The 24,982-nt window shown below is 56.2% G+C and carries 24 protein-coding genes and 1 tRNA gene; 11 read left to right on the top strand and 14 right to left on the bottom strand.

Annotated elements, in window-relative coordinates; translation table 11 throughout:
- Positions 1-123: 123 nt before the first annotated feature.
- The 3 genes from KGB24_RS11550 to KGB24_RS11540 form a co-directional block, all read right to left on the bottom strand.
- Complete coding sequence (locus KGB24_RS11550) at positions 124-2,046, bottom strand: alkaline phosphatase D family protein (RefSeq protein WP_223414564.1); 1,923 nt, start codon at positions 2,044-2,046, stop codon at positions 124-126.
- Positions 2,047-2,129: 83 nt separating this feature from the next.
- On the bottom strand, positions 2,130-2,513 hold the full coding sequence (locus KGB24_RS11545) for a hypothetical protein (RefSeq protein ID WP_223414563.1): 384 nt from the start codon (positions 2,511-2,513) through the stop codon (positions 2,130-2,132).
- Between the two features lie 35 nt (positions 2,514-2,548).
- Positions 2,549-3,118 (bottom strand): NAD(P)H-dependent oxidoreductase, encoded by a 570-nt coding sequence (locus tag KGB24_RS11540; RefSeq protein WP_223414562.1) that lies wholly within the window; start codon positions 3,116-3,118, stop codon positions 2,549-2,551.
- A gap of 92 nt (positions 3,119-3,210) precedes the next feature.
- Between KGB24_RS11540 and KGB24_RS11535 the strand changes: the two genes are divergently transcribed.
- The gene (locus KGB24_RS11535) at positions 3,211-4,110 is read left to right on the top strand and encodes a LysR family transcriptional regulator (protein ID WP_223414561.1); all 900 of its coding nucleotides are present in this window, start codon (positions 3,211-3,213) and stop codon (positions 4,108-4,110) included.
- 215 nt (positions 4,111-4,325) lie between these two features.
- On the opposite strand, the gene KGB24_RS11525 is transcribed toward KGB24_RS11535, so the two are convergent.
- The gene (locus tag KGB24_RS11525; RefSeq protein ID WP_223414560.1) at positions 4,326-5,117 is read right to left on the bottom strand and encodes a VacJ family lipoprotein; all 792 of its coding nucleotides are present in this window, start codon (positions 5,115-5,117) and stop codon (positions 4,326-4,328) included.
- Positions 5,118-5,283: 166 nt separating this feature from the next.
- On the opposite strand from KGB24_RS11525, the gene KGB24_RS11520 reads away from it, so the two are divergent.
- The 4 genes from KGB24_RS11520 (at position 5,284) to KGB24_RS11505 (ending at position 8,290) form a co-directional block, all read left to right on the top strand.
- Positions 5,284-5,994, top strand: a complete 711-nt coding sequence (locus tag KGB24_RS11520) for a response regulator (RefSeq protein WP_008025454.1) — start codon at positions 5,284-5,286, stop codon at positions 5,992-5,994.
- Positions 5,991-7,349: an ATP-binding protein gene (locus KGB24_RS11515; RefSeq protein ID WP_223414559.1), complete on the top strand. Its 1,359-nt coding sequence runs from the start codon at positions 5,991-5,993 to the stop codon at positions 7,347-7,349. The genes KGB24_RS11520 and KGB24_RS11515 overlap by 4 nt, the downstream gene beginning before the upstream one ends.
- 55 nt (positions 7,350-7,404) lie before the next feature.
- Positions 7,405-7,857, top strand: a complete 453-nt coding sequence (locus KGB24_RS11510) for a hypothetical protein (RefSeq protein ID WP_192227809.1) — start codon at positions 7,405-7,407, stop codon at positions 7,855-7,857.
- Between the two features lie 91 nt (positions 7,858-7,948).
- Positions 7,949-8,290: a potassium channel family protein gene (locus tag KGB24_RS11505; RefSeq protein ID WP_207285703.1), complete on the top strand. Its 342-nt coding sequence runs from the start codon at positions 7,949-7,951 to the stop codon at positions 8,288-8,290.
- Positions 8,291-8,436: 146 nt separating this feature from the next.
- On the opposite strand, the gene KGB24_RS11500 is transcribed toward KGB24_RS11505, so the two are convergent.
- Genes KGB24_RS11500 through KGB24_RS11485 form a run of 4 tightly spaced genes read right to left on the bottom strand, consistent with a single transcriptional unit; the run spans position 8,437 to position 13,560 of the window.
- A complete protein-coding gene (locus KGB24_RS11500; protein ID WP_008025460.1) occupies positions 8,437-8,658 on the bottom strand; it encodes a formate dehydrogenase subunit delta in 222 nt (73 codons plus the stop codon).
- Entirely contained in the window at positions 8,655-11,528 is a 2,874-nt protein-coding gene (gene fdhF, locus KGB24_RS11495; protein WP_223414558.1) for a formate dehydrogenase subunit alpha, read from the bottom strand. Before fdhF ends, KGB24_RS11500 begins: the two co-directional genes overlap by 4 nt.
- The gene (locus KGB24_RS11490; RefSeq protein WP_223414557.1) at positions 11,525-13,084 is read right to left on the bottom strand and encodes a formate dehydrogenase beta subunit; all 1,560 of its coding nucleotides are present in this window, start codon (positions 13,082-13,084) and stop codon (positions 11,525-11,527) included. The genes fdhF and KGB24_RS11490 overlap by 4 nt, the downstream gene beginning before the upstream one ends.
- Positions 13,084-13,560 (bottom strand): formate dehydrogenase subunit gamma, encoded by a 477-nt coding sequence (locus KGB24_RS11485; RefSeq protein ID WP_223414556.1) that lies wholly within the window; start codon positions 13,558-13,560, stop codon positions 13,084-13,086. Before KGB24_RS11485 ends, KGB24_RS11490 begins: the two co-directional genes overlap by 1 nt.
- 424 nt (positions 13,561-13,984) lie before the next feature.
- Here KGB24_RS11485 and KGB24_RS11480 point away from each other — a divergent pair, with 424 nt between their 5' ends.
- A complete protein-coding gene (locus tag KGB24_RS11480) occupies positions 13,985-14,734 on the top strand; it encodes a hypothetical protein (protein ID WP_223414555.1) in 750 nt (249 codons plus the stop codon).
- A 36-nt stretch (positions 14,735-14,770) separates the two neighbouring features.
- On the top strand, positions 14,771-15,139 hold the full coding sequence (locus KGB24_RS11475; RefSeq protein WP_008025469.1) for a PH domain-containing protein: 369 nt from the start codon (positions 14,771-14,773) through the stop codon (positions 15,137-15,139).
- Positions 15,140-15,245: 106 nt separating this feature from the next.
- On the opposite strand, the gene KGB24_RS11470 is transcribed toward KGB24_RS11475, so the two are convergent.
- On the bottom strand, positions 15,246-15,614 hold the full coding sequence (locus KGB24_RS11470; RefSeq protein WP_223414554.1) for a hypothetical protein: 369 nt from the start codon (positions 15,612-15,614) through the stop codon (positions 15,246-15,248).
- A gap of 176 nt (positions 15,615-15,790) precedes the next feature.
- On the bottom strand, positions 15,791-16,105 hold the full coding sequence (locus KGB24_RS11465) for a DUF3077 domain-containing protein (protein ID WP_223414553.1): 315 nt from the start codon (positions 16,103-16,105) through the stop codon (positions 15,791-15,793).
- A gap of 683 nt (positions 16,106-16,788) precedes the next feature.
- On the opposite strand from KGB24_RS11465, the gene KGB24_RS11460 reads away from it, so the two are divergent.
- Positions 16,789-18,585 carry a hypothetical protein gene (locus tag KGB24_RS11460; RefSeq protein WP_223414552.1) on the top strand — a complete coding sequence of 599 codons (1,797 nt, stop codon included), beginning with the start codon at positions 16,789-16,791 and terminating at the stop codon, positions 18,583-18,585.
- A 134-nt stretch (positions 18,586-18,719) separates the two neighbouring features.
- Here KGB24_RS11460 and KGB24_RS11455 read toward each other — a convergent pair whose 3' ends face one another.
- From KGB24_RS11455 to KGB24_RS11440, 4 genes are all read right to left on the bottom strand, one after another.
- Positions 18,720-20,726 (bottom strand): ATP-binding protein, encoded by a 2,007-nt coding sequence (locus KGB24_RS11455; RefSeq protein ID WP_223414551.1) that lies wholly within the window; start codon positions 20,724-20,726, stop codon positions 18,720-18,722.
- 567 nt (positions 20,727-21,293) lie between these two features.
- Complete coding sequence (locus tag KGB24_RS11450; protein ID WP_223414550.1) at positions 21,294-21,548, bottom strand: DUF3916 domain-containing protein; 255 nt, start codon at positions 21,546-21,548, stop codon at positions 21,294-21,296.
- A gap of 147 nt (positions 21,549-21,695) precedes the next feature.
- The gene (locus KGB24_RS11445) at positions 21,696-22,025 is read right to left on the bottom strand and encodes a hypothetical protein (RefSeq protein WP_223414549.1); all 330 of its coding nucleotides are present in this window, start codon (positions 22,023-22,025) and stop codon (positions 21,696-21,698) included.
- Positions 22,026-22,177: 152 nt separating this feature from the next.
- Positions 22,178-22,262, bottom strand: a tRNA-Leu gene (locus tag KGB24_RS11440).
- Between the two features lie 107 nt (positions 22,263-22,369).
- On the opposite strand from KGB24_RS11440, the gene queA reads away from it, so the two are divergent.
- Genes queA through yajC form a run of 3 tightly spaced genes read left to right on the top strand, consistent with a single transcriptional unit; the run spans position 22,370 to position 24,931 of the window.
- On the top strand, positions 22,370-23,419 hold the full coding sequence (gene queA, locus KGB24_RS11435) for a tRNA preQ1(34) S-adenosylmethionine ribosyltransferase-isomerase QueA (RefSeq protein ID WP_008025479.1): 1,050 nt from the start codon (positions 22,370-22,372) through the stop codon (positions 23,417-23,419).
- A gap of 14 nt (positions 23,420-23,433) precedes the next feature.
- Positions 23,434-24,549 (top strand): tRNA guanosine(34) transglycosylase Tgt, encoded by a 1,116-nt coding sequence (gene tgt / locus KGB24_RS11430; RefSeq protein ID WP_162130724.1) that lies wholly within the window; start codon positions 23,434-23,436, stop codon positions 24,547-24,549.
- A 43-nt stretch (positions 24,550-24,592) separates the two neighbouring features.
- The gene (yajC, locus tag KGB24_RS11425; protein WP_007916913.1) at positions 24,593-24,931 is read left to right on the top strand and encodes a preprotein translocase subunit YajC; all 339 of its coding nucleotides are present in this window, start codon (positions 24,593-24,595) and stop codon (positions 24,929-24,931) included.
- The last annotated feature ends 51 nt before the right edge of the window (positions 24,932-24,982 follow it).

The raw sequence follows: 24,982 nt of genomic DNA, 5'->3' as shown, positions 1-24,982 counted from the left end.
TGGGAGCGGGCTTGCTCGCGAAAGCGGTGTGTCTGTCAACATTGATGGCGGCTGACAAACCGCTTTCGCGAGCAAGCCCGCTCCCACAGGATTTGGGGATGACCAGTCATACAGGGTGTACCTTCAATCCTCGCCCTCAGGCGCCACCATCCGCGTCTTCGGCGAGCCATCCGAATTGTGCTGGTAAATCGCCTGCGGCTGTCCTTTTTCATTAAAGAACACCTGCCCGATCCCCGCCGAATTCCACAACCGTTCACCCGCCTCGGCATGCTCCGGAACATGCGGCACGATGCGCATGCGTCGGCGCTTGGTCAGCCAGTTCAGCGGTGAGCGCGGCGAATAGAGCCAGCGGTTGAGGCGGTCGAACCATTCCAGCAGCGTCGGTGGAAATTCGTTCTTGATGCCGCTGCTGGTGATCTGCCAGATCCTGGGGCCCGCCTTGCGGTGTCGGATCAGCACTTCGTAGACGAAGGAATAATGCACATCGCCTGACAGCACCACGTAGTTACCCGGTGTACGCGAGTGTCGGAAAATGTTCAGGATCACCTGCGCTGCGCCGCGATGGGCCATCCAGTTTTCGGCGTCCACCAGCAAGGGATAACCGAACCAGCTGAACACCCGTTGCACGGTTTCGATCAGCTTCACACCGAACACCGGCGCGGGCGAAACGATGATAGCCGACGGGTGATCCAGCAGTTCCTGTTGCAGTTCGCAGAGGGCTTCCCAGTCCAATAGACCCGAGGGTTGCTTGAGTGTCATCTCGCTGCGCCAGCGCCGGGTGCGGGTGTCGAGCACCACCATCGCGGGGCTGGTGGGCAGCACGTAATGCCAGTGCTGAAACTTCAGCAGCTCATCGATCAAGGCGTCCTGCACCGGGCTGTCGAGATAGCCGTCTTCCCCGGTCGCGCTGAAACCATCGGTCTTCGCCAGCACCGCGCCGAACGCATCCGGGTTGTTGCCCCAGCCCTGGCACAACATGTAAGCAATCAGCGCGTTGCCGATGATGCGCTTGGAGAACGGGTGGCCGTAGGCCGTTTCCTCCCATTGCGCGGAAAGATTCCAGTCATCGGTAATATCGTGGTCGTCGAAGATCATCAGGCACGGCAGATGCGCGAAGGCCCGTGCGACACCGCCCAGGCCAGCCTTGAAGGTATCGATGCGCGTCTGCTCCAGCGCATAACGCTCGCGCCGTTCGGGAATCAACTTCGGCGGTTTTGGCGCGATCAGCGTCCAGGGTGTCGGCGACCACACCAGCAGGTACATGGCCATGACTTCGGCGAAGGTCACCAGATGATTGTCGGCACTGCTGCTGGTGAAAATCGGCTTGCGCGCCCCGCCGAAAAATCGCTCGCGCAGGGTTTCATTGCTTTGCAGCGCCGGTAACAAATCCGCACGGTGGTAGTAGCTGGCCGCATGCTCATAGAGCTTGGCGCTGTCGCTGACTACGGCGCCTTCGAGGTGTTCGCCGAACAATCCCAACCGTGCGATCAAGGCATGAATGGCCCGCAGCATCGGCCCGGCGACATCGTCGGCGTACACCTGATCGCCACTCATCATCAGCAGCGCCGGGCGCTCAGTGGCCTCGTGTTCCGAAGCCAGCAAATGATCGACACAGAGCAAGCCGTCGGCGGCGGGGTGATGAGGTTTGCGGCAAGAGCCATGCAGCAGTTGGTCGATCCGCGAGCGCAAAACAAAATTCGGGCAGCGTGCTTCGCCATACAACAGCTGCGGCGCCCATTCGGCGATGCCCGTCATCGCGTCATCAATCAGCAGGTCGTATTCGATCAGCGTGTCGCAGGGCAGGGCGTTGTCGAGCGGCACATCGATCAAGTGAATGAAGGCATGGGTACCGACGGGAATGATCGTGCATTGCCCGGCGTCGAGGCGGATGTCGCCAACACCTTGCAGGCGCAACGTCAGCGATAACGGCCGGGTGCCCACGAGCCACAGCACCAGCCGTGAAGGCTCCAGGCGCCGCAACAGCGGCCCGACCAGAACCGGTGGCAGTGGGGTGCAGTTGTCAGGCAGTGGCAGTGATTCGGACATCCGGGTTCAAGACTCTTGGCGCACAGGCCGGCGATGATAACGCAGACCTCTGCCTGAACTTCATCAATTGCCTGGGGTAACGTTTACTTGGCGGGAAAGGTCGTTACCCACAGCAACAGCGTGAAAAATGCCGCCACCACACTGCAGGCCCCGGCGATAAAATGACGGCCGACCGGATGTTCGCCTTCCTTGAATCGGGCGATGACGAAGAGCCACGTCCCGATGAACACCCCGATGAACGTCATCAACGAATAAAGAAAATACGCCGGGCCCCGTGTTCCAGCCTGTTCGGGCGCCATAAAGATCAGCACGACCACACCCACGAGGAAACTGGCCAGGGCACCTGCCAGGTTGGCCAGCCACAGATTGACGCTGCCACGATTCCTCACGATCCAATGCCATATCCCCGCTGATGCAGCGAGGAACACCAAAATGCCGAGGGGTACCATTGATTCTTCCTTGTTCATGGGGCGGGAGAGACGATGGCGTGCACGATATCAAATCAATGGCTTTGAGCTGAAGAGCGTCGTGGGTTGTGTTGAAACTGCTCGATCCTGGCCCGGTATTCAGTGGCGATGACATGCAACTCCGACCCCGGCAGCTTGTTGGCCCGATACACCAGAAACGGCTCGCTCCACGCCCATTGGCAGCGATGCGCAGTCGCGCGCAGCGGTTGCAGCAATTGCTCAAGGGGAAACAGGTTGGCGCCGGTTTCGCTGTAGGCCTCGGGCGTATTGCCCGCCGTCGCGACAATCATGATCGGCAACCCCTCAAGCCTCGAACCCTGCGCTTCATAAGCGATGTAGTACATCTGCGTCAGCACGCGGTCCTGCCAGTTTTTCAGCAGCGCCGGGGTCGAGTACCACTGCACCGGAAATTGCAGCACCAGCCGCTTTGCCGACAACAAGCGCTGCACCTCCACGGCGGTGTCGACTTCATCGGTCGGGTAAAGCCCATACAGATCGACGATGGAGACGCCCGGCAGATCCTTCACGGCATCGAGCAAGGTGCGGTTGGCGTGTGAACGTCCCAGATCCGGGTGAAAACTCATAATCAGCGTGGTGTCGTTCATGGGATTACCCGGTTCAAGTGAAGGGAGCCACAGCGTGCCAGCGTGCTATAAATTGCTCCAATGGATGGTTTGTCTAATTAGGTATTGATTCAATGAATCTACGTTCGGTGGACCTCAATCTGTTGACCGTGCTCGATGCGTTGCTCGATGAAGCCCACGTCTCCCGCGCCGCCGAGCGTGTCGGCCTGTCGCAACCGGCGGCCTCCAATGCGCTGGAGCGTTGTCGGCATCTGTTCCAGGATCGCCTGCTCGAACGCGTACCGGGCGGCATGCAACTGACCCCCAAGGCGCAGGCCTTGCGCGGTCCGTTGAAGCAGATTCTGGGCTCGGTCAGCACCTTGGTCGGCGCTGCCAGTGCCGACCTGAGTACCCTGCGCCAAACCGTGCGCATCGTCATGGCCGACTTCCCGGCGATCATCGTCGCGCAACAGTTGCACCAGCGACTGGCCGAGTTGGCACCGGGCATCGACCTGGTGATTCAACCCTGGCAGGGCGGCGAAGCGGCTCAGGAAAGTTTGAGTCGCGGCCAAAGCGATCTGGCCATGTCGGTCTTCCCGCCCCTCGGACCGGATTACACCCGACGCCTGCTGTTGCACGAGCATTTCGTGGTGGCGATGCGCGCCGGGCATCCTGCAATTGCAGACTTCGATCTTGATCGCTGGCTGAGTTATCCACACGTGCTGGTGTCTGGCCGGGGCGCAACCTGGGGCCCGCTCGACGAGTTGTTGAAAGGTAGGGGGCTGGCGCGACGGGTCGGGATCGTCGTGCCGAGCTTCGTCATGGTTCCGGATCTGCTGCTGGGCTCGGACCTGATTGCGATGTTGCCCAGCCAGTGCCTGTCGATGCCGATGGCCAAGACGCTGCACGCCGTGCAACCGCCGATTGAGGTTGAGGGATTTGCGGTGCATCTGGCCTGGCATAAACGCCGCGATGAGGACGCGGCGGTGCAGTGCGTAGCGCGGGTGTTGGAGGAAGTGATCGCTGCTCACTGACATCCGCCTCACCGTTGGCGACCAGCCAGCGAAACAGCTCGCTCACCGACACCGTGTGACTGCGCTCGATCCAGCGCACCACCGCCGGGCCGTAGTGTTCGGTGTAGCGGGTGAGCACCAGTTGGCGACAGTCTGCGGACAGGCGCAGGGTGATTTCCCGGCAGTGCAGATTCGCCTCATCGTCGCGGGTCACGCGGTGTTGAAGAATCAGGCCTTCAGAAACCATCGGCCGGTGCTCCTGTGCATTGTGGTTGAGTGTTCTTCGGCGAGCCTTGTTTGCCCTCGACCACGAAAGCGGCGCGATGCTCGGCGACCACGTTGCGCAACGCGCTGTAATAGTCCGGCAGTTTTTGCAGGCTGTCGGTCAGCGGCAAGACTTCGGCTCGGCCATCGACGATGTCGCCGACGGTGTTGATCGTTGAGAGCGTGTCCACGGTATCGCTGTTGTCGCCGAACGGATCGACCACGAAACTCAGCACACGCCCGGCCGCATCGCGGCTGTTGGACGTGCCGAGCAACGGCAGTTCGACGATTGGCCCATCGCCGATGCCCCACACGCCGAAGGTCTGGCCGAAGTCGGCTTTATGACGTGGAATGCCGGCCATGCCGGAGACGTCGATCAACCCCACCACGCCCACCGTGGTATTCAGCGCGAACCGCCCCAGCGTATTGACCGAACGCATCGGGTTGCCTTGCAGCAGGTCATTGATAAACACCTTGGGCTCGCCGAAGTTCGCCACGAAGTTATGCACACCTGTCTGGAAAAAGTCCGGCGTGTGGCGATAGCCGCGAGCGACCGGCGCCAGGGCGTAGTCATCCACCACCCGGTTAAAAGCGAAGACCCCGCGATTGAGCGGTTCCGCCGGGTCGTACACCGAATAGGCGATGTCGGCGCAGCTCACTTCGGCGCTGGACGACGGCTGGCTGCTGCAGCCCGCCAACCCGGCGGCCAGCACGGCAATCGAGGTGTTGCGGGCCAGCCAGGGAGCACATTTGAAAGGCAACATGGACGCGAGTCTCGGGAGGAATTGGCGGCGATGCTGGGCCCCGAGCCTTGCGCAAAGATGTCCGGTTTATTGCGCCGCTGTCGTTTTATTGCAGGATTGAAATATATGACGCGCTGCCGTGAATGGTTTTAGATGACGGTTCCATTCGCCCCGTAAGTGACCTTCGGTGAACAGCCTTTTAATTGTCGACGACGACCTTGAAGTCCTCGACCTGCTGAAAAAATTCTTCGTCCAGCACGGTTACAGCGTCGAGGTCGCCACCGACGGCGCGTCGCTGTGGGCGGCCATCGAGCGCCAAGCGCCAGACCTGATCATTCTCGACGTGATGTTGCCCGGCGACAGCGGGCTGATCCTGTGCCAGCAACTGCGCATCCGCCACGCGATCCCGGTGATCATGCTCACCGCCATGGGCGAGCTCAGTGATCGGGTGGTCGGCCTCGAACTCGGCGCCGACGATTACCTGACCAAACCCTTCGATGCCCGTGAATTGCTGGCCCGGGTGCGTGCCGTGTTGCGCCGCGTGGAGGACCGTCGACCGCTGGCGCAGGAACGTCCACGGCCGCTGATCGACTTTGCCGACTGGCACCTCGACGTCACCCGCCGGGAACTGCGCTCGCCGGACAACGTGATGATCCCGCTGTCGGCCGGTGAGTTCGATTTGTTGCTGGTCTTCGTCGAACACCCGCAACGCATCCTCACCCGCGAGCAGTTGCTGGACCTGGCGCGCGGGCATTGTCACGACGCGTTCGACCGCAGCATCGACGTGCAAGTCAGCCGCTTGCGACGCAAACTCGAATCCGACACCAAGCGCCCGGCGATGATTCGCACCGTGCGCAACGGCGGTTACCTGTTCACTCCAAGTGTGACGCGGCGATGAACTGGCTGAAGCGGATTCGCCGGGACACGGTGGCGCGCTGGATCGCCCTGACCATCATCCTCGCCATGCTCATTTCGCTGGCGCTCAACGGGCTGTTCATCCAGCTCGCCGGCGTCTGGGCGCGGCCGCCGCTGACTGAAACCGGGCTGCTGGAAAAAATGGCCGCCATCACCCGCGTCATCAAGGCTGCCCCGGTGCCCCTGCGCAGCCAGTTGGCACAAGCTGTCAGTGATGAAGGCTTTACCGTCAGTTGGCACCTTGATCGACGTGAGCTCAACCTGCCGCCGGTGGAGGATCTGGATTCCGAAATCGGCTCGACCCTCTTGCAGCCGTTGCTTAAATTCGCAGGTCGAATCCAGACCTACGAGCCGGCTGACTGGACGGAACCCTCGACGGATGCGCATTACGCGCTGCTGATCGAGCTGCCTGACTCGTCGTGGCTGATGTTCTCCGCGCCCTCACGCAGTTGGGGCCTCGACGAAACGCCGCGCTACCTGATCGTCATCCTGCTGGTGCTGATCTCCACCGCGCTGGTCGCCCTGATCGCCACCCGCCGTCTCGCCACACCCTTGCAGCGCTTCGCCGAAGGTGCCCGACGCTTCGGCATCGATTTCCGCGCCCCGCCCATCGAACCCCTCGGCCCGCAGGAAATCCGTCAGGCGATCCTCGCCTTCAACGCCATGCAGGCCCAGTTGCAACACTTCATCCGCGACCGCACGCAAATGCTCGCGGCCATCTCCCACGACCTGCGCGCACCGTTGACGCGCATGCGCTTGCGCGGCGAATTCATCGAGGATGCCGAGCAACAGCAGCGGTTGTTTCGTGACGTGGATGAAATGCAGGCGATGATCAATTCTGCGCTGGAATTCTTTCGGGATGACGCGCGGCTTGAACCGGCGACCCAGTTTGATCTGGCAGAACTGCTGCAAACCTTGCGGGATGACTACCGGGATCAGGGTGTCGAGATTGCCTTCAGCGGGCCGCAACGGCTGGTGTATTTCGGGCGGCCGTTGGGGCTTAAGCGGGTGATGACCAATCTGCTGGATAACGCGATCAAGTACGGCAGTGAGCCCGCGATTGAGCTGATGCCTGATGCGGGGGAAGTGCGGATCAACGTGCTGGATCGTGGCCCGGGAATTCCACAGGCCAGTCTTGAACAGGTGTTTGTGCCGTTCTTTCGTCTGGAAGGCTCGCGGAATAAAAGCACGGGCGGGGTAGGGTTGGGATTATCGGCTGCACGGGCGATTGTGCTGGAGCATGGCGGCGAGCTGAAGCTGCGCAATCGGTCGAAGGGCGGGTTGGCGGCGTTGGTGGTTTTGCCGGTGCATCCGGGGACAGGATTCGGACTACAGTGAATGATCCATGCAGTTCGCGGGCGCTGGGGAAGGCGCTGATCAGAGGAGAGGACTTATGAAACGGATCATCTTGCCGGCACTGGCCGCCATGATGTTGGTGCAACTCCCGGCCTATGCCATCAACGACAAGTACCGCAAACAACTTGAGCAATCCGGTTGCACCCAGGTCAGCGAGACTCAGGGCTGCGATATCCACAAGAGCAAAGCGGAAAACGCCAAGGCCGGTTTCACCAACCCCGCGGCGGACAGCACAAATACCCAGACGCCTTATGCCGGGCAATGGGTCGCCAAGAGCGATGCTGGCGCGACCGTTGCCACGATTCGTATCGATGCCAAGGAGCAGGTCTGGGTCAACGGCAAGCGGGTCAATGCCAAGCGCACCGATGGCACGCTGCAGTTTCATCAGGGCAAGCTCACCTTCACGATTCAGGGCGATCGGCGGTTGCAGAATGAGGATTACTGGACCGACAGCGATGCCGGGACCAAGGGGCCGATTCAGATCGAGTAGCCATTACATCCTGGGACGCGGCATCGATTTTCAATACTTGTGCCAAGCTGATGAGTGTCAATCCGCCTGCCGCCCTCAGGAAACCCACGACATGAAGCCTGCAAATACGTCGAACATCCGCCGAGAGTTCTACAAAGCTGTCGGCTATTACCTTCGAGTTGTCTGGCCCATCCTTTCCACCATGCTGATCGTCATCGTCACGTGCGGCCTGATCATCAGCTACCTGGAAGGTTGGGATCCTTTCGACGGCATCTATTTCGGCTTCGTGACCGGCTTGACCATCGGCTATGGCGAGCTCGTGCCGAAGTTGCCGGTTTCGCGGATATTGGCAATATTGCTCGGGTTCAACGGCGTGCTGCTCACGGCGATCTTTGCGGCGATCAGCGTGCGGGCGATTGAGATCGCGGTGCGGGTGACCGGTGGGGATAAATAAGGCGGAACACTACACACAACCCCTGTAGGAGCGAGCCTGCTCGCGATGCAAGTCCATACAACGCGGGCATCCAGACAGCCCGCGTTATCGTTGACGTCCATCGCGAGCAGGCTCGCTCCTACAGGTTTTTTCGTCGTTTTTTAGATCTAAGCTTCCCAACCCGCCCCGCTGACCGCCTCTTGCGCCAACGGATGCAAATCCGCCCCCTGATGCTCTGTCTGCCAGGCCAGCAACTCCTTGCGCATGCCGGGCGTCCAGTACATCTGCAGATGATTACGCACACCGAGCACGGCCTGTTTCCGGTCCGGTTCGGTGGCGAAGTACTGGGCGATCTGGTTGACCATCTTGATCAGATTGGCAGTGCTCATCGGCGCACCTCCGCTTTAGCGCCGCGACGTTCCTTGAGCAAACGGTGCTGTTCGTCGGTGAATTCCTGGAAGCGTTTTTGCCACTCCGAAGGGTGGTAGACGCGGCTGACCTCAACGGCCGTGACCTTGTACTCCGGACAGTTGGTCGCCCAGTCGGAGTTGTCGGTGGTGATCACGTTGGCCCCCGATTCAGGGAAGTGGAACGTGGTGTACACCACGCCCGGGGCGACCCGTTCGGTGACCCGCGCACGTAGCACGGTTTGCCCGGCGCGGCTGCCGATGCCGACCCAGTCACCTTCGTTGATGCCACGGCTTTCGGCGTCGGTCGGGTGGATTTCCAGACGGTCCTCGTCGTGCCAGGCGACGTTCTCGGTACGCCGGGTTTGAGCGCCGACGTTGTACTGGCTGAGGATGCGCCCGGTGGTCAGCAGCAGTGGATAGCGGTTGTTGACCTTCTCCTCGGTAGGCACATAACCGGTGAGCATGAATCGCCCCTTGCCGCGCACGAATTGATCGATGTGCATGGTCGGCGTGCCGTCCGGTGCAGCGGCGTTGCACGGCCATTGCAGGCTGCCGTGGCGATCCAGTTCGGCGTAGCTGACGTTGGTGAACGTCGGCGTCAGGCTGGCGATTTCATCCATGATTTCCGATGGGTGTTTGTAGTTCATCGGGTAACCCAAGGCGTTGGCCAGCGCCACGGTGCCTTCCCAGTCGGCCTTGCCGCCCAGAGGGTCCATGACCTTGCGCACCCGCGAGATACGGCGCTCGGCGTTGGTGAAGGTGCCGTCTTTTTCCAGGAACGAAGCGCCCGGCAGGAACACATGGGCGAACTTCGCGGTTTCGTTGAGGAAGATGTCCTGCACCACCACGCATTCCATGGCCGACAAGGCCGCCGTGACGTGCTGGGTATTCGGATCGCTCTGGGCAATGTCCTCACCCTGGCAATACAGGCCCTTGAAACTGCCGGCCAGCGCAGACTCGAACATGTTCGGAATCCGCAGGCCCGGATCGGGTTGCAGGGTGACGTTCCACGCCTGTTCGAACTGCGAACGGACCGTTTCGTTGGAAATGTGCCGGTAGCCGGGCAACTCGTGGGGGAAGGAACCCATGTCGCAGGAACCTTGAACGTTGTTTTGCCCACGCAGCGGGTTCACGCCGACGCCTTCACGGCCGATGTTGCCGGTGGCCATGGCGAGGTTGGCGATGCCCATCACGGCGGTGCTGCCCTGACTGTGCTCGGTGACGCCCAGGCCGTAGTAGATCGCGGCGTTGCCGCCAGTGGCATACAGGCGGGCGGCGGCGCGGATGTCGGCAGCGTCGACGCCGCAGACAGGGGCAAGGGCTTCCGGCGAGTTTTCCGCACGGCTGACAAACTCGCTCCAGCGGGCGAAGTCATTGCCCTCGCAACGAGCGTCGATAAAGGGCTGGTCTTGCAAGCCTTCGGTGATGATCGTGTGGGCCAACGCGTTAAGCATGGCGACGTTGGTGCCGGGGCGCAGGGCCAGGTGATATTCGGCGCGGGCATGCACCGAGTCCACCAGATCGATGCGACGTGGATCGATAACGATCAGCCGCGCACCTTCACGCAGACGGCGTTTGAGTTGCGAAGCGAACACTGGGTGGGCATCGCTAGGGTTGGCGCCCATCACCAGAATCACGTCGGCCTGCATCACCGAGTCGAAACTCTGGGTGCCGGCGGACTCGCCCAAGGTTTGTTTCAAGCCATACCCGGTCGGCGAGTGACAAACCCGCGCACAGGTGTCGACGTTGTTGTTGCCGAACGCGGCGCGCACCAGCTTCTGCACCAGATAGGTTTCTTCGTTGGTGCAACGGCTGGAGGTGATACCACCAATGGAATCGCGGCCATATTTCTGCTGCAACCGACGGAATTCGCTGGCGGCGTAGGTCACCGCTTCATCCCAGCTGACTTCCTGCCATGGGTCGCTGATGTGCTTGCGAATCATCGGTTTGGTGATGCGATCCGGGTGGGTCGCGTAGCCCCAGGCAAAGCGCCCTTTGACGCAAGAGTGGCCGTGGTTGGCCTGACCGTTCTTGTCCGGAACCATGCGCACCAGTTGGTCGCCTTTCATCTCGGCGCGGAACGAGCAGCCTACGCCGCAATAAGCGCAGGTGGTGATCACGCTGCGTTCCGGCTGGCCGAGTTCGACCACGCTTTTTTCCATCAGCGTCGCGGTAGGACAGGCCTGCACACAGGCGCCGCAGGACACGCATTCCGAATCGAGGAAGTTATCACCGCCAGCAGCGGCCACGCGGGATTCGAAACCGCGACCGGTAATGGTCAGGGCAAAGGTGCCCTGGGTTTCTTCACAGGCGCGCACGCAGCGGTTGCAGACGATGCACTTGCTCGGGTCGTAGTCGAAATAAGGGTTGGAGGTGTCTTTCACATCCTCCAGATGGTTCTCGCCTTCATAGCCGTAACGCACTTCCCGCAGGCCGACCTGACCGGCGACGGTTTGCAGCTCGCAGTTGCCGTTGGCCGAGCAGGTCAGACAATCCAGCGGGTGATCGGAGATGTACAACTCCATGACGTTGCGGCGCAGCGTTGCAAGTTTTGGCGTCTGCGTATGCACGGTCATGCCTTCAGTGACCGGCGTGGTGCAGGACGCGGGATAACCGCGCATGCCGTCGATCTCCACCAGACACATGCGGCAGGAGCCGAAGGCTTCCAGGCTGTCGGTGGCACAGAGTTTCGGAATGGTGGTGCCCATCAGCGCGGCGGCGCGCATCACCGAGGTGCCTTCGGGCACGCTGATGCTGCGGCCGTCGATGTTCAGGGTGACTTGCACCTGGCTTTCGCGAGCGGGAGTGCCAAGGTCGATATCGGTTTTCGGGTCGAAGAGAGTAATCATTGCTCGGCCTCCGAAGGCTGCAGACCGAAGTCAGCGGGGAAATACTTGAGGGCGCTGGTGACCGGGAAGGGAGCCATGCCGCCCAAGGCGCACAGCGAGCCGTATTGCATCGTGTCGCACAGGTCCTTGAGGATGATCGCTTGCGTATCGCGATCGCTCTGGTCCGGCGCGGCCAGCATCCGGTCGATAACCTCAACGCCCCGGGTCGAGCCGATGCGGCAAGGCGTGCATTTGCCACAGGATTCCTCGGCGCAGAACTGCATGGCGAAACGGGCCATTTGGGCCATGTCCAAAGTGTCGTCAGCCACGACCACACCGCCGTGACCGACCATCGCGCCGATGCCGGCGAACGCCTCGTAATCCAGTGGAGTATCGAATTGCGACGGCGGTACCCACGTGCCGAGCGGGCCGCCGACTTGCGCAGCCTTCAGCGGCCGACCACTGGCAGTCCCGCCGCCGTAGTCTTCCACCAGTTCCCGCAAGGTCAGGCCAAAGGCCCGTTCCACCAGGCCGCCGTGACGAATATTGCCCGCCAGTTGGAAAGGCATCGTGCCCAACGAGCGGCCCATGCCGTAATCGCGATAGAACTGCGCGCCCTTGGCCAGAATCAGCGGCACCGAGGCCAACGTCAGCACGTTGTGTACCAGCGTCGGCTGGCCGAACAGTCCTTGTAGAGCGGGGATCGGCGGCTTGGCGCGGACGATCCCGCGCTTGCCTTCGAGCGAATCCAGCAGCGCGGTTTCTTCACCGCAGATATAAGCGCCGGCACCGACCCGCACTTCCATGTCGAAGGCCAGACCGCTGCCGCCGACATTGGCGCCGAGGTAACCCGCTTCACGAGCAATGTTCAACGCTGCACGAAGAGTGGCCACGGCATCCGGATATTCCGAACGAACATAGATGTAGCCGAAGGTGGCGCCGACGGTAATGCCGGCAATGGCCATGCCTTCGATCAGCAGGAAAGGGTCGCCTTCCATCAGCATGCGGTCGGCGAAGGTGCCGGAGTCGCCTTCGTCGGCGTTGCACACAATGTACTTCTGCGCCGCCTGAGTGCCGCGCACCGTGCGCCATTTGATCCCGGCGGGGAAGGCCGCGCCGCCACGGCCACGCAGGCCGGAATCGAACACTGCGGTTGCGGTGTCTTCGCCGCCAATGGCGACGGCCCTTGTCAGGCCTTCGAAACCACCGTGCGCCCGGTAATCGTCCAGCGACAGTGGCCGTGTAATACCGGCGCGGGCAAACAGCAGGCGTTGTTGAGATTTGAGATAAGGCAGCTCTTCCACCAGACCCAGGGCCAGTGGGTGAGCGGATGGGTCGCCTTTCAAGGCATCGAGCACGGACGGCACATCGTCTGCGGTCAGCGGACCGAAACCGATCCGGCCTTGCGGGCTGTCCACTTCCAGCAGCGGTTCCAGCCAATACAAACCGCGCGAGCTGGTGCGCTGCAACTCCAGCGGCAGATTGCGTTCCTTGGCCTGAGTGATCAGCGCTGTGGAGACTTCATCGGCACCCACAGCACGGGCAAGGGAATCACAGGGCAGATAAAGAGTCGGCATCACGCGTCCTCCCGGCAAGTGTCGAGCAAGGCATCGAGACGCTCAGCACTGAGCCGCGCATGCACCCGGCCATCCAATTCCAGAGCTGGCGAACAGGCGCAGGCGCCGAGGCAATAAACGGGGCGCAAACTGATGTTGCCGTCGGCGCTGCTGCCGTGATCGTCCAGTTGCAGGCGGTCGCGCAACTGCGCGGCAAGCTCCTCGGCGCCACGGCTCTTGCAGGACTCGGCGCGGCACAGACGCAGAATATGGCGGGCCGGCGGCGAGGTACGGAAGTCATGGTAAAAACTGATCACCCCGCGAACCTCGGCCTGACTCAGGTTGAGGGCATGAGCAATCTCGGGGACGGCCACATCGGGGATGTAACCGATGCGTTCCTGAATATCATGAAGAATGGGCAACAGAGCGCCGGGGGAGCCTTTGTGGCGCTCCAGCAGGCTGTTGACCAAAGGCAGGTGCAAACTCTCATCAGGCATTCAGCAATCCTCACGGTCACGGACAAACCAGAAGGTTGTCGGTCGTCCGAAAGTGTCGGCTGCGGCACTCACACCACGTCACGGTATCGTGGCAATTTCAGGCCGGTGGCCAGGGCACCCTGAATGGGCATCTTGTTGTGCCCGGCACGGTCTTCGCCGCACCTCAATAAGGGCATAAAAGTCAGATTGCCACGCGGCCCTTTATTAATCCGCACCAAAGCGACGTGCTCGGTTCTGTCTACGACCACCCATTAAGTCTAGACGAGAGGCAGCCGAAGGCGTCAGATGCACCTGGCACTCGGGATTCAATTCAATAAACAGGGGCTAGCAGTAAATAGAGTCTGTCCCCTTTGCTGCCAGTGGACGGCAAGGCGGCAAAACAGTAGCGTTGCGCCACTTTCATCAACTTTGTAACGGACTACACATGGCCACTGTCACTCGAGTCTCGCGCCTGTTCTGCGCAATCACTTTCACCGTCGTGATGACCCCGGCGCTCGCCGGCCTGTCGAGTGAAACCCCGACATACGCCTGGGACGGCTACCTCTCCGATTGCCAGAAATTTCTGCAGGTGGTGGCCGAGGTGCAGGCCGGGCGCCAGACGCCCAAAGAAGCTAATCCCGCTATCAAGATGCATCTGAGTACCCTTGAGTTCCATCGCTACTACCTATCCCCGTCAAGCCTTGGCTCCCCCGATTACGCTCGTTGTGAGAGCGGCGTTCCCATAGCGGAAGAGATCGCGCACAAGGGCGAAATTGAACTCAGCAAAGACGTGGACGAGTATCTCGCGAAAGCCCAGATCAAACACCTGGCCTCCCCGGCATACAAGCGCGCTCGCTCTCTGGGCTTCACCGACGTCGGCGAAATCGGAGAACTCGACCAGCACGCCGAGCTGGATGGTGAAGCAAATCTGAAGACCTTGATGATCAGAGTCGATTCTGGTTGCGGCGAACATTTCCGCGCCGCGAAATACGTCAAACCTTATGTGATCTACACCGTCGGTCCTGACGATGGCACCTGCGCCATTAACCGGAACGTCGCAGTGTTGGGCGGCAAAGTCGCGGAGTGGGGCGAGTACATTGATGAAGAAGCGATTTTTCAGTACGTGGGATGGAAGAAACTGCCCGGACAGGATGGATTCCCCGTCAACATTCGAGTCGTAAAAGCGCTGAAGTAATTCGCAGGGATTTTTCTTCGAACGGAGGATGGGCAGATGATCGACTTCAACAACAAAGGCTTCTTCAAACTCAAGCAAAACGAAGAATACGCAGAACGGGTCAGTGCACTGTTGCTGGAAGGCGAGCACGTCATCGACTCGTATAAATCCATGCGCGACGGCGTCGTCTTCACCAACAAACGCATCATCGCCGTCAACGTACAGGGCATCACCGGCAGCAAAAAAGACTTCACCTCACTGCCCTACAAAAACATCGTCGCCTACTCGGTAGAAACCTCCGGCACGTTCGACCTGGACTCGGAACTGGAGATCTACTTCTCGTCGCTGGGCAAAGTGAAATTCGAATTCACCGGCCGGACATCAATGGTAGAAATCTCAAAACTGATCTCCCAACACCTCCTCTAACCTGAATGCTAAAAAGCCCCGAAAACCCGGGGCTAACCCACAACCCCTGTAGGAGCCGGCTTGCCGGCGATAGCGCCAAACCAGCCACCACCAACCGCAAAAGCACTCACCCAGAAACCAAATACGACCAAGCCTGCCCAAGCACAACCGCACCAACAAAAACACTCACCGTCCCGGCAAACAAATGGCGCAGAAACAGATTCTCGGGCTGCTCAAGCCTCGCAATAAGCCACATCCACGTCCCAACCAACGTGCCTAGCCCAGCCATAATCGAATACAACATAAATGGCTCTTCCGGCGACGGAGTCCCGCGGGCAGCTTGGGTCAATAGCTCCACCACTATCGCGACAATAAGGCCGCTCACAACCCCCGCCAGATTCGCCAACCACACATTCAGTGTGCCACGACAGCGCACTACCCAAACCCACATCCCAAAGAATGTACCGTTAATAGCCAGCCAGTCGAACAACATCATTCACTCCACTCCTTGGTTCAAAAATTTCAGGGCCAACATCACACTCCAGACAACCCCAACCCCTGTAGGAGCCGGCTTGCTGGCGATAGCGCCAAACCAGCCAACATCACCACCGAACGACTGCCACTATCGCAAGCAACCCGCCCCCACAGCCTTCCTACCTTATCGACTGACGGCTAAACCCCCTCAGCCTTCGCCCCTGCCCGCTTGGACCCCGACAAAGAATCCCGATCCCGCGTCAACACCTTCACCGCATCATCCACCAGCGCCTTACTCATCGACGTCAAATAATGCGCAGCCCAGGCGTGGCGATCGGTGTCTTTGGCGTAGGCAGCATCTTCGGTGAGCGTTTTGGCGAGGAACAGGAAATCGGAAGCCATAGATAACGCGTCGCCGAGGGGGACGTCGCGGGTGACGTGGAAGAGTGGTTGATCGCCGCAATAGATGGCGGGGGTTAGGCCGATGGTTTTGAGTTCGGGTTGGTTGGTCATTGGGTGCCTCCAGTAGCAGAGAGGCGATGGGGGAGGGGTGAAGCGTTACGCGATTGGGAATTGCGTAGAGGGGAAAGCCAAATTTTGTACGGATTGATGCTGCGCATTGCAAAGCTCCTTAATTTGAAGAGCTGCCACAATTCGTTACCAAGCGAATGGGTGGCAGCTGTGCGCAGGTTGGTAAACCGGGAAATCAAGGAAACCGGCACGTCCGAAGACGTCCCACGCACAGCCGCCATAACGCAGATCGCAGGCGAAAAAAAAGCGCCTGCGGACGCATAGCACTGTTGCGCAGTGATTTACCTCGGGTTACCAAGCCCGGTCGCTGAATTTGCAGCGACGGTGGGAGGGTATCGTGCAGATCCATTTTCTGCAACTTACCAAAACACCGTGTGATTATCAGATCGTTCACCAGGATGCTCGGGTAATGAAGGCACGGCGGCATTCCGGCTCTATTTCGCGTGGTAAATATAAAAAAATCAGCTAGTTATAGCCTTTAGTGGAATTGAGTCGGAGTTGCTGAAACATCCTGAGTTTGTGGGTGGAGTTTCTTAAATCGGCTAGCTACCCGTCCCTTGGACTCCAACTGGAAGCGTGGGCTCATTTTTTTTGCTCGAGATTTATAGGATGGCACAAGGCCATTTGTTATGATTCCTCTTTTCGACAAATAGGGAGTTAGGCAGATGGATCTCACAAATGTTTATCTCGGGAAAAGTGCTCAGTTCTATAAAGTAAAGAAAAAAATAACAAAAAAGAAAATATCTGAAGTTTTCAAGTATATCTCTTCTGAGAAAGTCGGACCTGTCTTGATTAAAGTTATCAAGGAGGCGATGGTTGTTGATCAGAAAACTGTTTTTTGTTCTGCGGTAGCATTTAAAGTTGTAAGTGAGCCATCGTTTTTATATCAAACTAATATTCAAGAAGAGAAATATGCGTTTGCTTTGATTGTAGAGTGTGATTCAGCTGTAGCTATAATAAGAAAGCATGTGTTTTCGCTGGAAAAGAAATTTTCCGAATTCTTAGATGAGTTCGAGTATGAGAAATTTACGAATTTCCAAGGGCGAAACGATCCGGAGTATGAAAAGGTTACCGTGAATAATATGGCGATTTCCGATGCTGTTATTAGAAGTCGAGCATATGAAGCACGACGATTAAATGGGATTTTATCATCGACTTCATCCAGTCGTTCCATACCGCAAAGTTTTAGAATTAAGGTGCAAGGAGATACCATTACTTTGACACCTAACGCGTCTAGAGTAACCTTGAGGGATAAAAGATCTGATTTAAACGAGATCGTAAAGTGGGTGATTTGTACACTGCAGGAAATTAATAACCTTGCAAATAGAAGTGAGTTTATCAACGGTTTTGCCTCGCCAATAACACTTGAAGAGATTGTCCAAAAAGGCTTCGAGCCTATCGCATTATTTGTTAACTTAGATGAATTAGATGAGTTAATTCGGTCCGGAAATTCCGCATCGATAATCAAGGTTTCACGTGGCGGAATAGAGGAAGCGATGTCGGCGCCTCAGATGAATCGCCTGTTTGATTGTTTTAAAACCCCGGCTAAGATTTTGGCGGTAGGTAAGATGGTTTTTAAAGGGCAGGAAGTCGCAGGCACCTTAACTTTGCAAAAACGTGTCGCATCATTCAAATCAAAAATAACAGATAATATTATTATATGTATCGAGAATGAGCCGTCCATATCATTAACTAAATATATTAACACGCAAAAGCCGTTTTCGATCATGTTTAACACCCCGAGATATGCCTACTTCGGGAGAGACTGTTTCGAAGATAAGAAGTTGTTAAATAATTTGCCATCGATTTTGTCTATATTTAATGCTGGTTTTGATTTTTCCGGAGTTCTTAGCGAAAAGGAAAAGGGCGATGACAGGAAATATCTACCTGCTATCGATGAATTTCCTGAGTTGTCGTTGTTTCGAAAGGTCGAGAACTTAGTCTGTCACCCAGCTGGAATTACCGTGTGTGACGATATGAATGACGAGTGGGCTGATCATATTTTCTTTGAGCCAAATGCTAATCCTCCCGCAATATCGTTCATACATTCGAAATTTGTTAAAGGTGAAAGTTACGGGGCAAGTAGCTTTCATGAAGTAGTTGCTCAAGGTCTAAAAAATATTGGTCGAACCTTCGCCGATATCTCAGAGTTTAAAGAGAAACATGATCGTGATTGGACAGGGTTTTACGAAAATACTCAAATCACTAGAATCAGAGGCGGAAAAAGCTGGGTAGATATAGAGAACGCATTGAACGCGATTACAGCAAATCAAAATTCCGTAAGAAAAATAGTTTTGGCGACACCGTTTTTGAAAAAGAGTGTATTGGAGGCGCAATTTAATGAGTTAGCGCAAACAGGGACGTGCCGACCGCATTATATTCAGCTAATTTGGCTGATCAGCACTTTTATTGGAGCTTGTAAGGAATACGGTGTTCAGCCTCACATTTTATGTAACCCATGAGGTAAAGCATCTGAGTAGGATGCAGGTATGAAGTGAAGCGAAAAAAGGGGATGGATTTGTTTCTTTGAAAATAAATCTATCCCCTTTTCACCAGATGAAAAAATGTGGGCTGTCACCTTTTTACTTAGATTGACTCAAAGGTTGATACCTAGTTTATGAAAAAATATTTTGTTTCGAATGTTCGCGTCTTTAAGTATTTTGTCCCAGCCAAGAACCTCGATATAGAGATTCAAGCTGTCATGCCATTTAAAGTAACCTAGTCGATCTGGCATAGGTTTGAAATCTTTCTCGTCCTCAAGCCAGCTCTTGGTTTTTTTAGTTAGCTCGCAGATCACGTAACCATAAAAAGGCGTGTTATCCCCAATTAATATCTCTCTGCCATTTGGTGTTTTGAATTCGCCGTTTCGGATTTTCCTCACATATCTAATAATTTGTGTGACGGGGTCCTCACTGGAAGATGGGTTGGTGAAGTCATCTCGTTGAGGCTTTTTAAATTCAAAAATTGTTACAGGGTTGCTTTCTATGTTTTCACCTCGAAATAACACTCGTTTATCGTAGGCGATTAGGTCTGGGCGGTCAGTGTTACCTTGGAGTGGAAGGTCTGAAGAAAGGTAGTGTGTGAAATTAAGCCTTTCATCGATTAACCATAGGTTGTGGTCTTTAAATGGTGTTGAAAGTGAGTCGCTCCTTCTGGGGAAAATTATGTCGTGCACTATTCCCTCAGAAGAATATTTTCCATCAATATTGGTTTCTAGGTTTTTTTCGAATAATTCAATTATATTTTTTCTTAGTGCAACATAGTGGACTAAGTCGTTTTTGCTGGCTTCTGAGATTTTTTCAATTATCTCTGTCGTTTTTTCTTCAATGTCGGATTGCTCGGTTGTCTCAAGAATTTGCCGCATTTGGCCTTTGATCTGTACTTCTTGTTCGTATTTTATTTGTTGCAGTCTGCTTTCGATTTCTTCATCTTTAGCATTGTACGGAAGATCGGTAAGATCTGCGTGTTTCAGGATCTGCGCATGCCATGGGGCATTATCTCTTACGTAAGCTGAAACGCGTTCTAATTTTTTCTGTATACGAGCGTCTACCTCAGCATCCACAGCTTTTTTTGCAAACTCTGATGCAATGCTTTCAATTTGCGACTGGGAAATCCCTAGCATCACGTCGTTTTCTTTTTGAAATTCAAACCCCCCTCTTTCAAGGGATACGTTGTCGTCTAAATATTTGCCAAAAACATATATTTTGATTACAAAGTTTCTATCTTTTGCTTCGAGTTCGGTAGGGAGTCGATCGTAAAACTCATCAATAAATTCTGGGATGTATTTATGTAGGGAAACGCTGGTAACTTCTCTTCTGTGAGCAACAAGGCTAACTTTGCTGGTCTGGGTTTTAGGCGAGTAAAGCTTAAATACTCGCGCTGTAAATAATTCGGGTTGCGAAGTGCTGTCCATATGGAACTCGCCGCTTGCAGATTCAATCTCTTCTATTAAGTGAGAGCCTTCATTATCAATGAAGCTGTTCAGCGTTATGGCGTTGGACTCGTCCTCCTCTCTAAGAATTATCTGTGGGAGTGATTCTGGTTTTATGTAGAAGTATGGTAATAGCTTTTCTACAAGAACCCTTGCAATTGTTTGAGTTTTCTTGTCTGGGAGCTTTACGCTTTTCAAGTTGGCTAGCGTGATTCGGGATCCAGAGGTGTCAGTTGTAATGCTTGATTTGGTTTCGTCAACGATTATGTTGTTGTCTTTTCCCATTTTAAAAGTTCGACGGAGGAAATTACCACCGCTCAGAAATGTGCTGTCAATTGTTACATCGTCGAAATATTTTAAATAAGTCAATCGTCCAAAGCCTTTTCCTCCCTCCGCAATTTTATGTGCTGAATATAGGGTGTCAAAGGAGTCTCTGTTGACGTCATTGAAGCCAATTCCGTTGTCGGTAATTATGAAGCCAGTTATTTCTGGTAGAGAGGCGTCTAGTGATATCTGTTTTTCTCTTACGATAATAACTTCAATCATGCCCTTTTGGGTTCGGTTGGCTTCAATCGACTGAATTGCGTTTACTATAGATTCGATTATTGGAGTGTATACGCTTGTTCCAGATCTAATGTTTTCGATGGCCCGACGGATATTTACATTGCTCATAATTCGTCCTCGTGCAAAAAATTGCCATCCTTGTTGAGGCTGGATCTATGATGGTGCAGTCATCGAAAATCCATTTTTCGCATTTGTTTGGTATCTAGCGATTTGCTCTCCTGATTCTCTTCCTTGGAGGGCAGGTTAGCAAGGACCTTCAAATCAGTTTTCTGATATCCGGAAAAGGGAGCGAACGGAAAAATGGAGGCAGGTTTATTATTGGGTGCGACTTGGCGGCCGGTATCGTTCTATCAAAAAGGGGGCGGGTTTATTTTCAGCTGTCAGTCCTAGTGTAAAGAAGAATTTTGTCCTCCCTTTTCTTCATCATGTCAGGCCGGTTCCCCGATGCACCACCACTGTACTGCGACCTCATCGTCAGGTTGAGTGACATCATGGCCATGCTCGATGACATTCGCTGGTGTGTGCAACGCAAGAGAATGACTGATCTGCTCTGGCATTAGAGCGTTAGTTTCACCGAGAAAACCCAGATAGTAATCATGGCCATAGAAGACGGTAATCATCGCTCTGATGAACCCATGGCCACGTCAATAGGCAAGCGACGCGATAGTAACCCTGTTAGCGGTCAGCAGCGTTGGACAGGTGGTTAGCGGCTTCGAGCAGTTGCTGAATGCAAAATGCCTGAACTTCGATCCTGGCTTGAGGGCCTTCAACTAATGCCTCTTGTACCGGAATCTTCCAATGTGTGTAGCGCTCCATGCGCTCGGATCGCGGGTAAAACTCGTCGCGAAAACTGGAAGCCCAGCGTTCCAGTGCGCGAAGGCGGCGGGGAACGCCTCTGAGTTGTTTGTTGCTGAGGGCGATTTGCCGCATTGATACGTCCTTGTGATACCGAAAAGGTCTTTCATTGCTGTCTGCTGACGCAATTGAAAAGTGGGCAGATAGATTTCCATATCAGCCAAGACCCTAGCCAGCACTAGTCTGTGTAAAGGGTTACCAAACCTTGCCTCACTCGATCATTCACTGAATGTCTTTCAAGTAATCCTTAAGCGCAATGAGCGGCGCATTAAGCTGCTCCATTGTCCGAGCACTGCTGAAATCTGCTGACAACCGTTGCAGTTCACGCCCAAGCGGCGTATCAACACCACCTATAGCGTCCAGCGCCAAACCAATGCAGTGCGCCACCCGAAACTGAATCCCCTCAACATCCCCCCGCCGCACCAACAACCCAAACACCTCCCGCTCATAATCGCTCATGATGGGATCATCCCGCAGAATCGGACTCGCCCCCTCCGTCTCATAAGCCAGCTTGAGACAGAACAAAGCAACAGTTTCCAGCAGCAGTTCCATGGGATGAATCCTTGAGAATTGTCGTGCCCGCCGAAACAAGCGAGAAGGTCAAAAGCATCGCCATCAAGCCGGTTCCCACACGTCAGCGGGGTGCCAGGTGCTTTTCTGCAGACGAAAAAAAAGGCCTTGCTAAGCAAGACCTTTCTTAATTTTGGTGCCCCGAGGGAGACTCGAACTCCCACTCCTTTCGAAAACGGATTTTGAATCCGCCGCGTCTACCAATTCCGCCATCAGGGCTCAATGGCGGCGAAGTATAGAGATGAGATTACCGTCGGTCAATCAGGTACATAGAGAATTTTCACTATTTCGGCTAGACTTCCGGGCCCTGCTAGACGAACCCCATCATGCGCGTTGCTGACTTTACTTTCGAACTCCCTGATTCGCTGATTGCTCGCCACCCTTTGGCCGAGCGTCGCAACAGTCGCCTGTTGACCCTTGATGGGGTCAGCGGCGCCCTGGCACACCGTCAATTCACTGATTTGCTTGAGCATTTGCGCCCGGGCGATTTGATGGTGTTCAACAATACCCGGGTGATTCCGGCGCGGCTGTTTGGCCAGAAGGCTTCCGGCGGCAAGCTGGAAATCCTGGTGGAGCGGGTGCTCGACAGTCATCGCGTGCTGGCCCATGTGCGCTCCAGCAAGTCGCCGAAGCCGGGTTCGAAGATCCTGATCGATGGCGGTGGCGAAGCCGAGATGCTGGCGCGTCACGATGCGTTGTTCGAGCTGGGGTTCGCCGAAGAGGTGTTGCCGCTGCTCGACCGCGTCGGGCACATGCCGTTGCCTCCTTATATAGACCGCCCGGATGAAGGCTCGGACCGCGAGCGTTATCAGACGGTGTACGCCGAGCGCCTGGGCGCGGTGGCGGCGCCGACGGCGGGGCTGCATTTCGATCAGCCGCTGATGGAGGCGATTGCGGCCAAGGGCGTCGAGACGGCGTTCGTGACCTTGCACGTTGGCGCGGGCACGTTCCAGCCGGTGCGGGTCGAGAAGATTGAAGACCACCACATGCACAGCGAATGGCTGGAAGTCGGTCAGGACGTGGTCGATGCCGTCGCCGCTTGCCGCGCTCGCGGTGGTCGCGTGGTGGCGGTGGGGACCACTAGCGTGCGTTCGCTGGAAAGTGCCGCGCGCGATGGCGTGCTCAAGCCGTTCAGTGGCGACACGGACATTTTTATCTACCCGGGCCGGCCGTTTCATGTGGTTGATGCCCTGGTCACCAACTTCCATTTGCCCGAATCCACGCTGTTGATGCTGGTTTCGGCGTTCGCCGGTTATCCCGAAGCCATGGCCGCTTATAAAGCCGCCGTTGAGCATGAATACCGCTTTTTCAGCTACGGTGATGCGATGTTTATCACCCGTAATCCCGCACCACGTGGCCCTGAGGACAAAGAATGAGTCGCCAAAGTCGTATGTCGTTTGAGTTGCTTGCTACTGACGGCAAGGCTCGTCGCGGTCGCTTGACCTTCCCGCGCGGTACCGTCGAGACCCCGGCCTTCATGCCGGTCGGTACTTACGGCACCGTGAAGGGCATGCTGCCGCGGGACATCACCGCGACCGGCGCGGAAATCATTCTGGGCAACACCTTCCACTTGTGGCTGCGTCCTGGCACCGAAGTGATCAAGAAGCATGGCGACCTGCACGATTTCATGCAGTGGAAAGGCCCGATTCTTACAGACTCCGGCGGTTTTCAGGTGTTCAGCCTGGGCGCGATGCGCAAGATCAAGGAGGAGGGCGTGACCTTCGCTTCTCCGGTCGACGGCGCCAAAGTGTTCATGGGCCCGGAAGAGTCGATGCAGGTCCAGCGTGACCTGGGCTCGGACATCGTGATGATTTTCGACGAATGCACCCCGTACCCGGCTGATGAAGACGTCGCGCGTATTTCCATGGAGCTGTCGTTGCGTTGGGCCAAGCGTTCGAAAGAAGCCCATGGCGACAACACGGCGGCGCTGTTCGGTATCGTTCAGGGCGGCATGCACCAGGATCTGCGCATGCGCTCGCTGGAAGGCCTCGACAAGATCGGCTTCGATGGCCTGGCCATTGGCGGTCTGTCGGTGGGCGAGCCGAAGCACGAGATGATCAAAGTGCTGGATTACCTGCCGGGTCAGATGCCGGCTGACAAACCTCGTTACCTTATGGGCGTTGGCAAACCGGAAGATCTGGTTGAGGGTGTGCGCCGCGGTGTGGACATGTTCGATTGCGTGATGCCAACCCGTAATGCCCGCAATGGGCATCTGTTCATTGATACTGGCGTGCTGAAGATCCGTAACGCGTTCCATCGCCATGATGATTCGCCGCTCGATCCGACCTGCGATTGCTATACCTGCCAGAACTTCTCCCGCGCTTATCTGCATCACCTGGACAAGTGCGGCGAAATGCTGGGAAGCATGCTCAATACCATCCATAACTTGCGTCATTATCAAGTGCTTATGGCTGGTTTGCGCGAGGCTATTCAACAGGGTACATTGGCCGCCTTTGTCGATGCCTTCTACGCCAAACGCGGGTTACCTGTTCCGCCTTTGGACTGAGTTTTCTGACCCCAAGATTCAACATTTGCAACTGGAGTGCTAAATGAGCTTTTTTATCTCGAATGCCATGGCTGACGCCGCTGCACCGGCCGCTGCCGGCCCAATGGGTGGCGGTTTTGAGTGGATTTTCCTGGTCGGTTTCCTGGTCATCTTCTACCTGATGATCTGGCGTCCACAGGCCAAGCGCGCCAAAGAGCAGAAGAACCTGCTGAGCAGCCTGCAAAAAGGCGACGAAGTTGTGACCACCGGCGGCATCGCCGGCAAGATCACTAAAGTGGCTGACGATTTCGTGGTTCTGGAAGTTTCCGACACCGTCGAAATGAAATTCCAGAAAGGCGCCATTGCCGCCACGCTGCCAAAAGGCACGCTGAAAGCGATCTAAGTTTCAACTTCTACTCAATCGACGGGGCGCGCAAGGCGCCCCGCGTCATAA

It is taken from the genome of Pseudomonas sp. BF-RE-25 (assembly GCF_019956105.1).
Classification (GTDB): domain Bacteria; phylum Pseudomonadota; class Gammaproteobacteria; order Pseudomonadales; family Pseudomonadaceae; genus Aquipseudomonas; species Aquipseudomonas migulae.
This window is presented reverse-complemented; position numbering and strand designations above follow the sequence as displayed.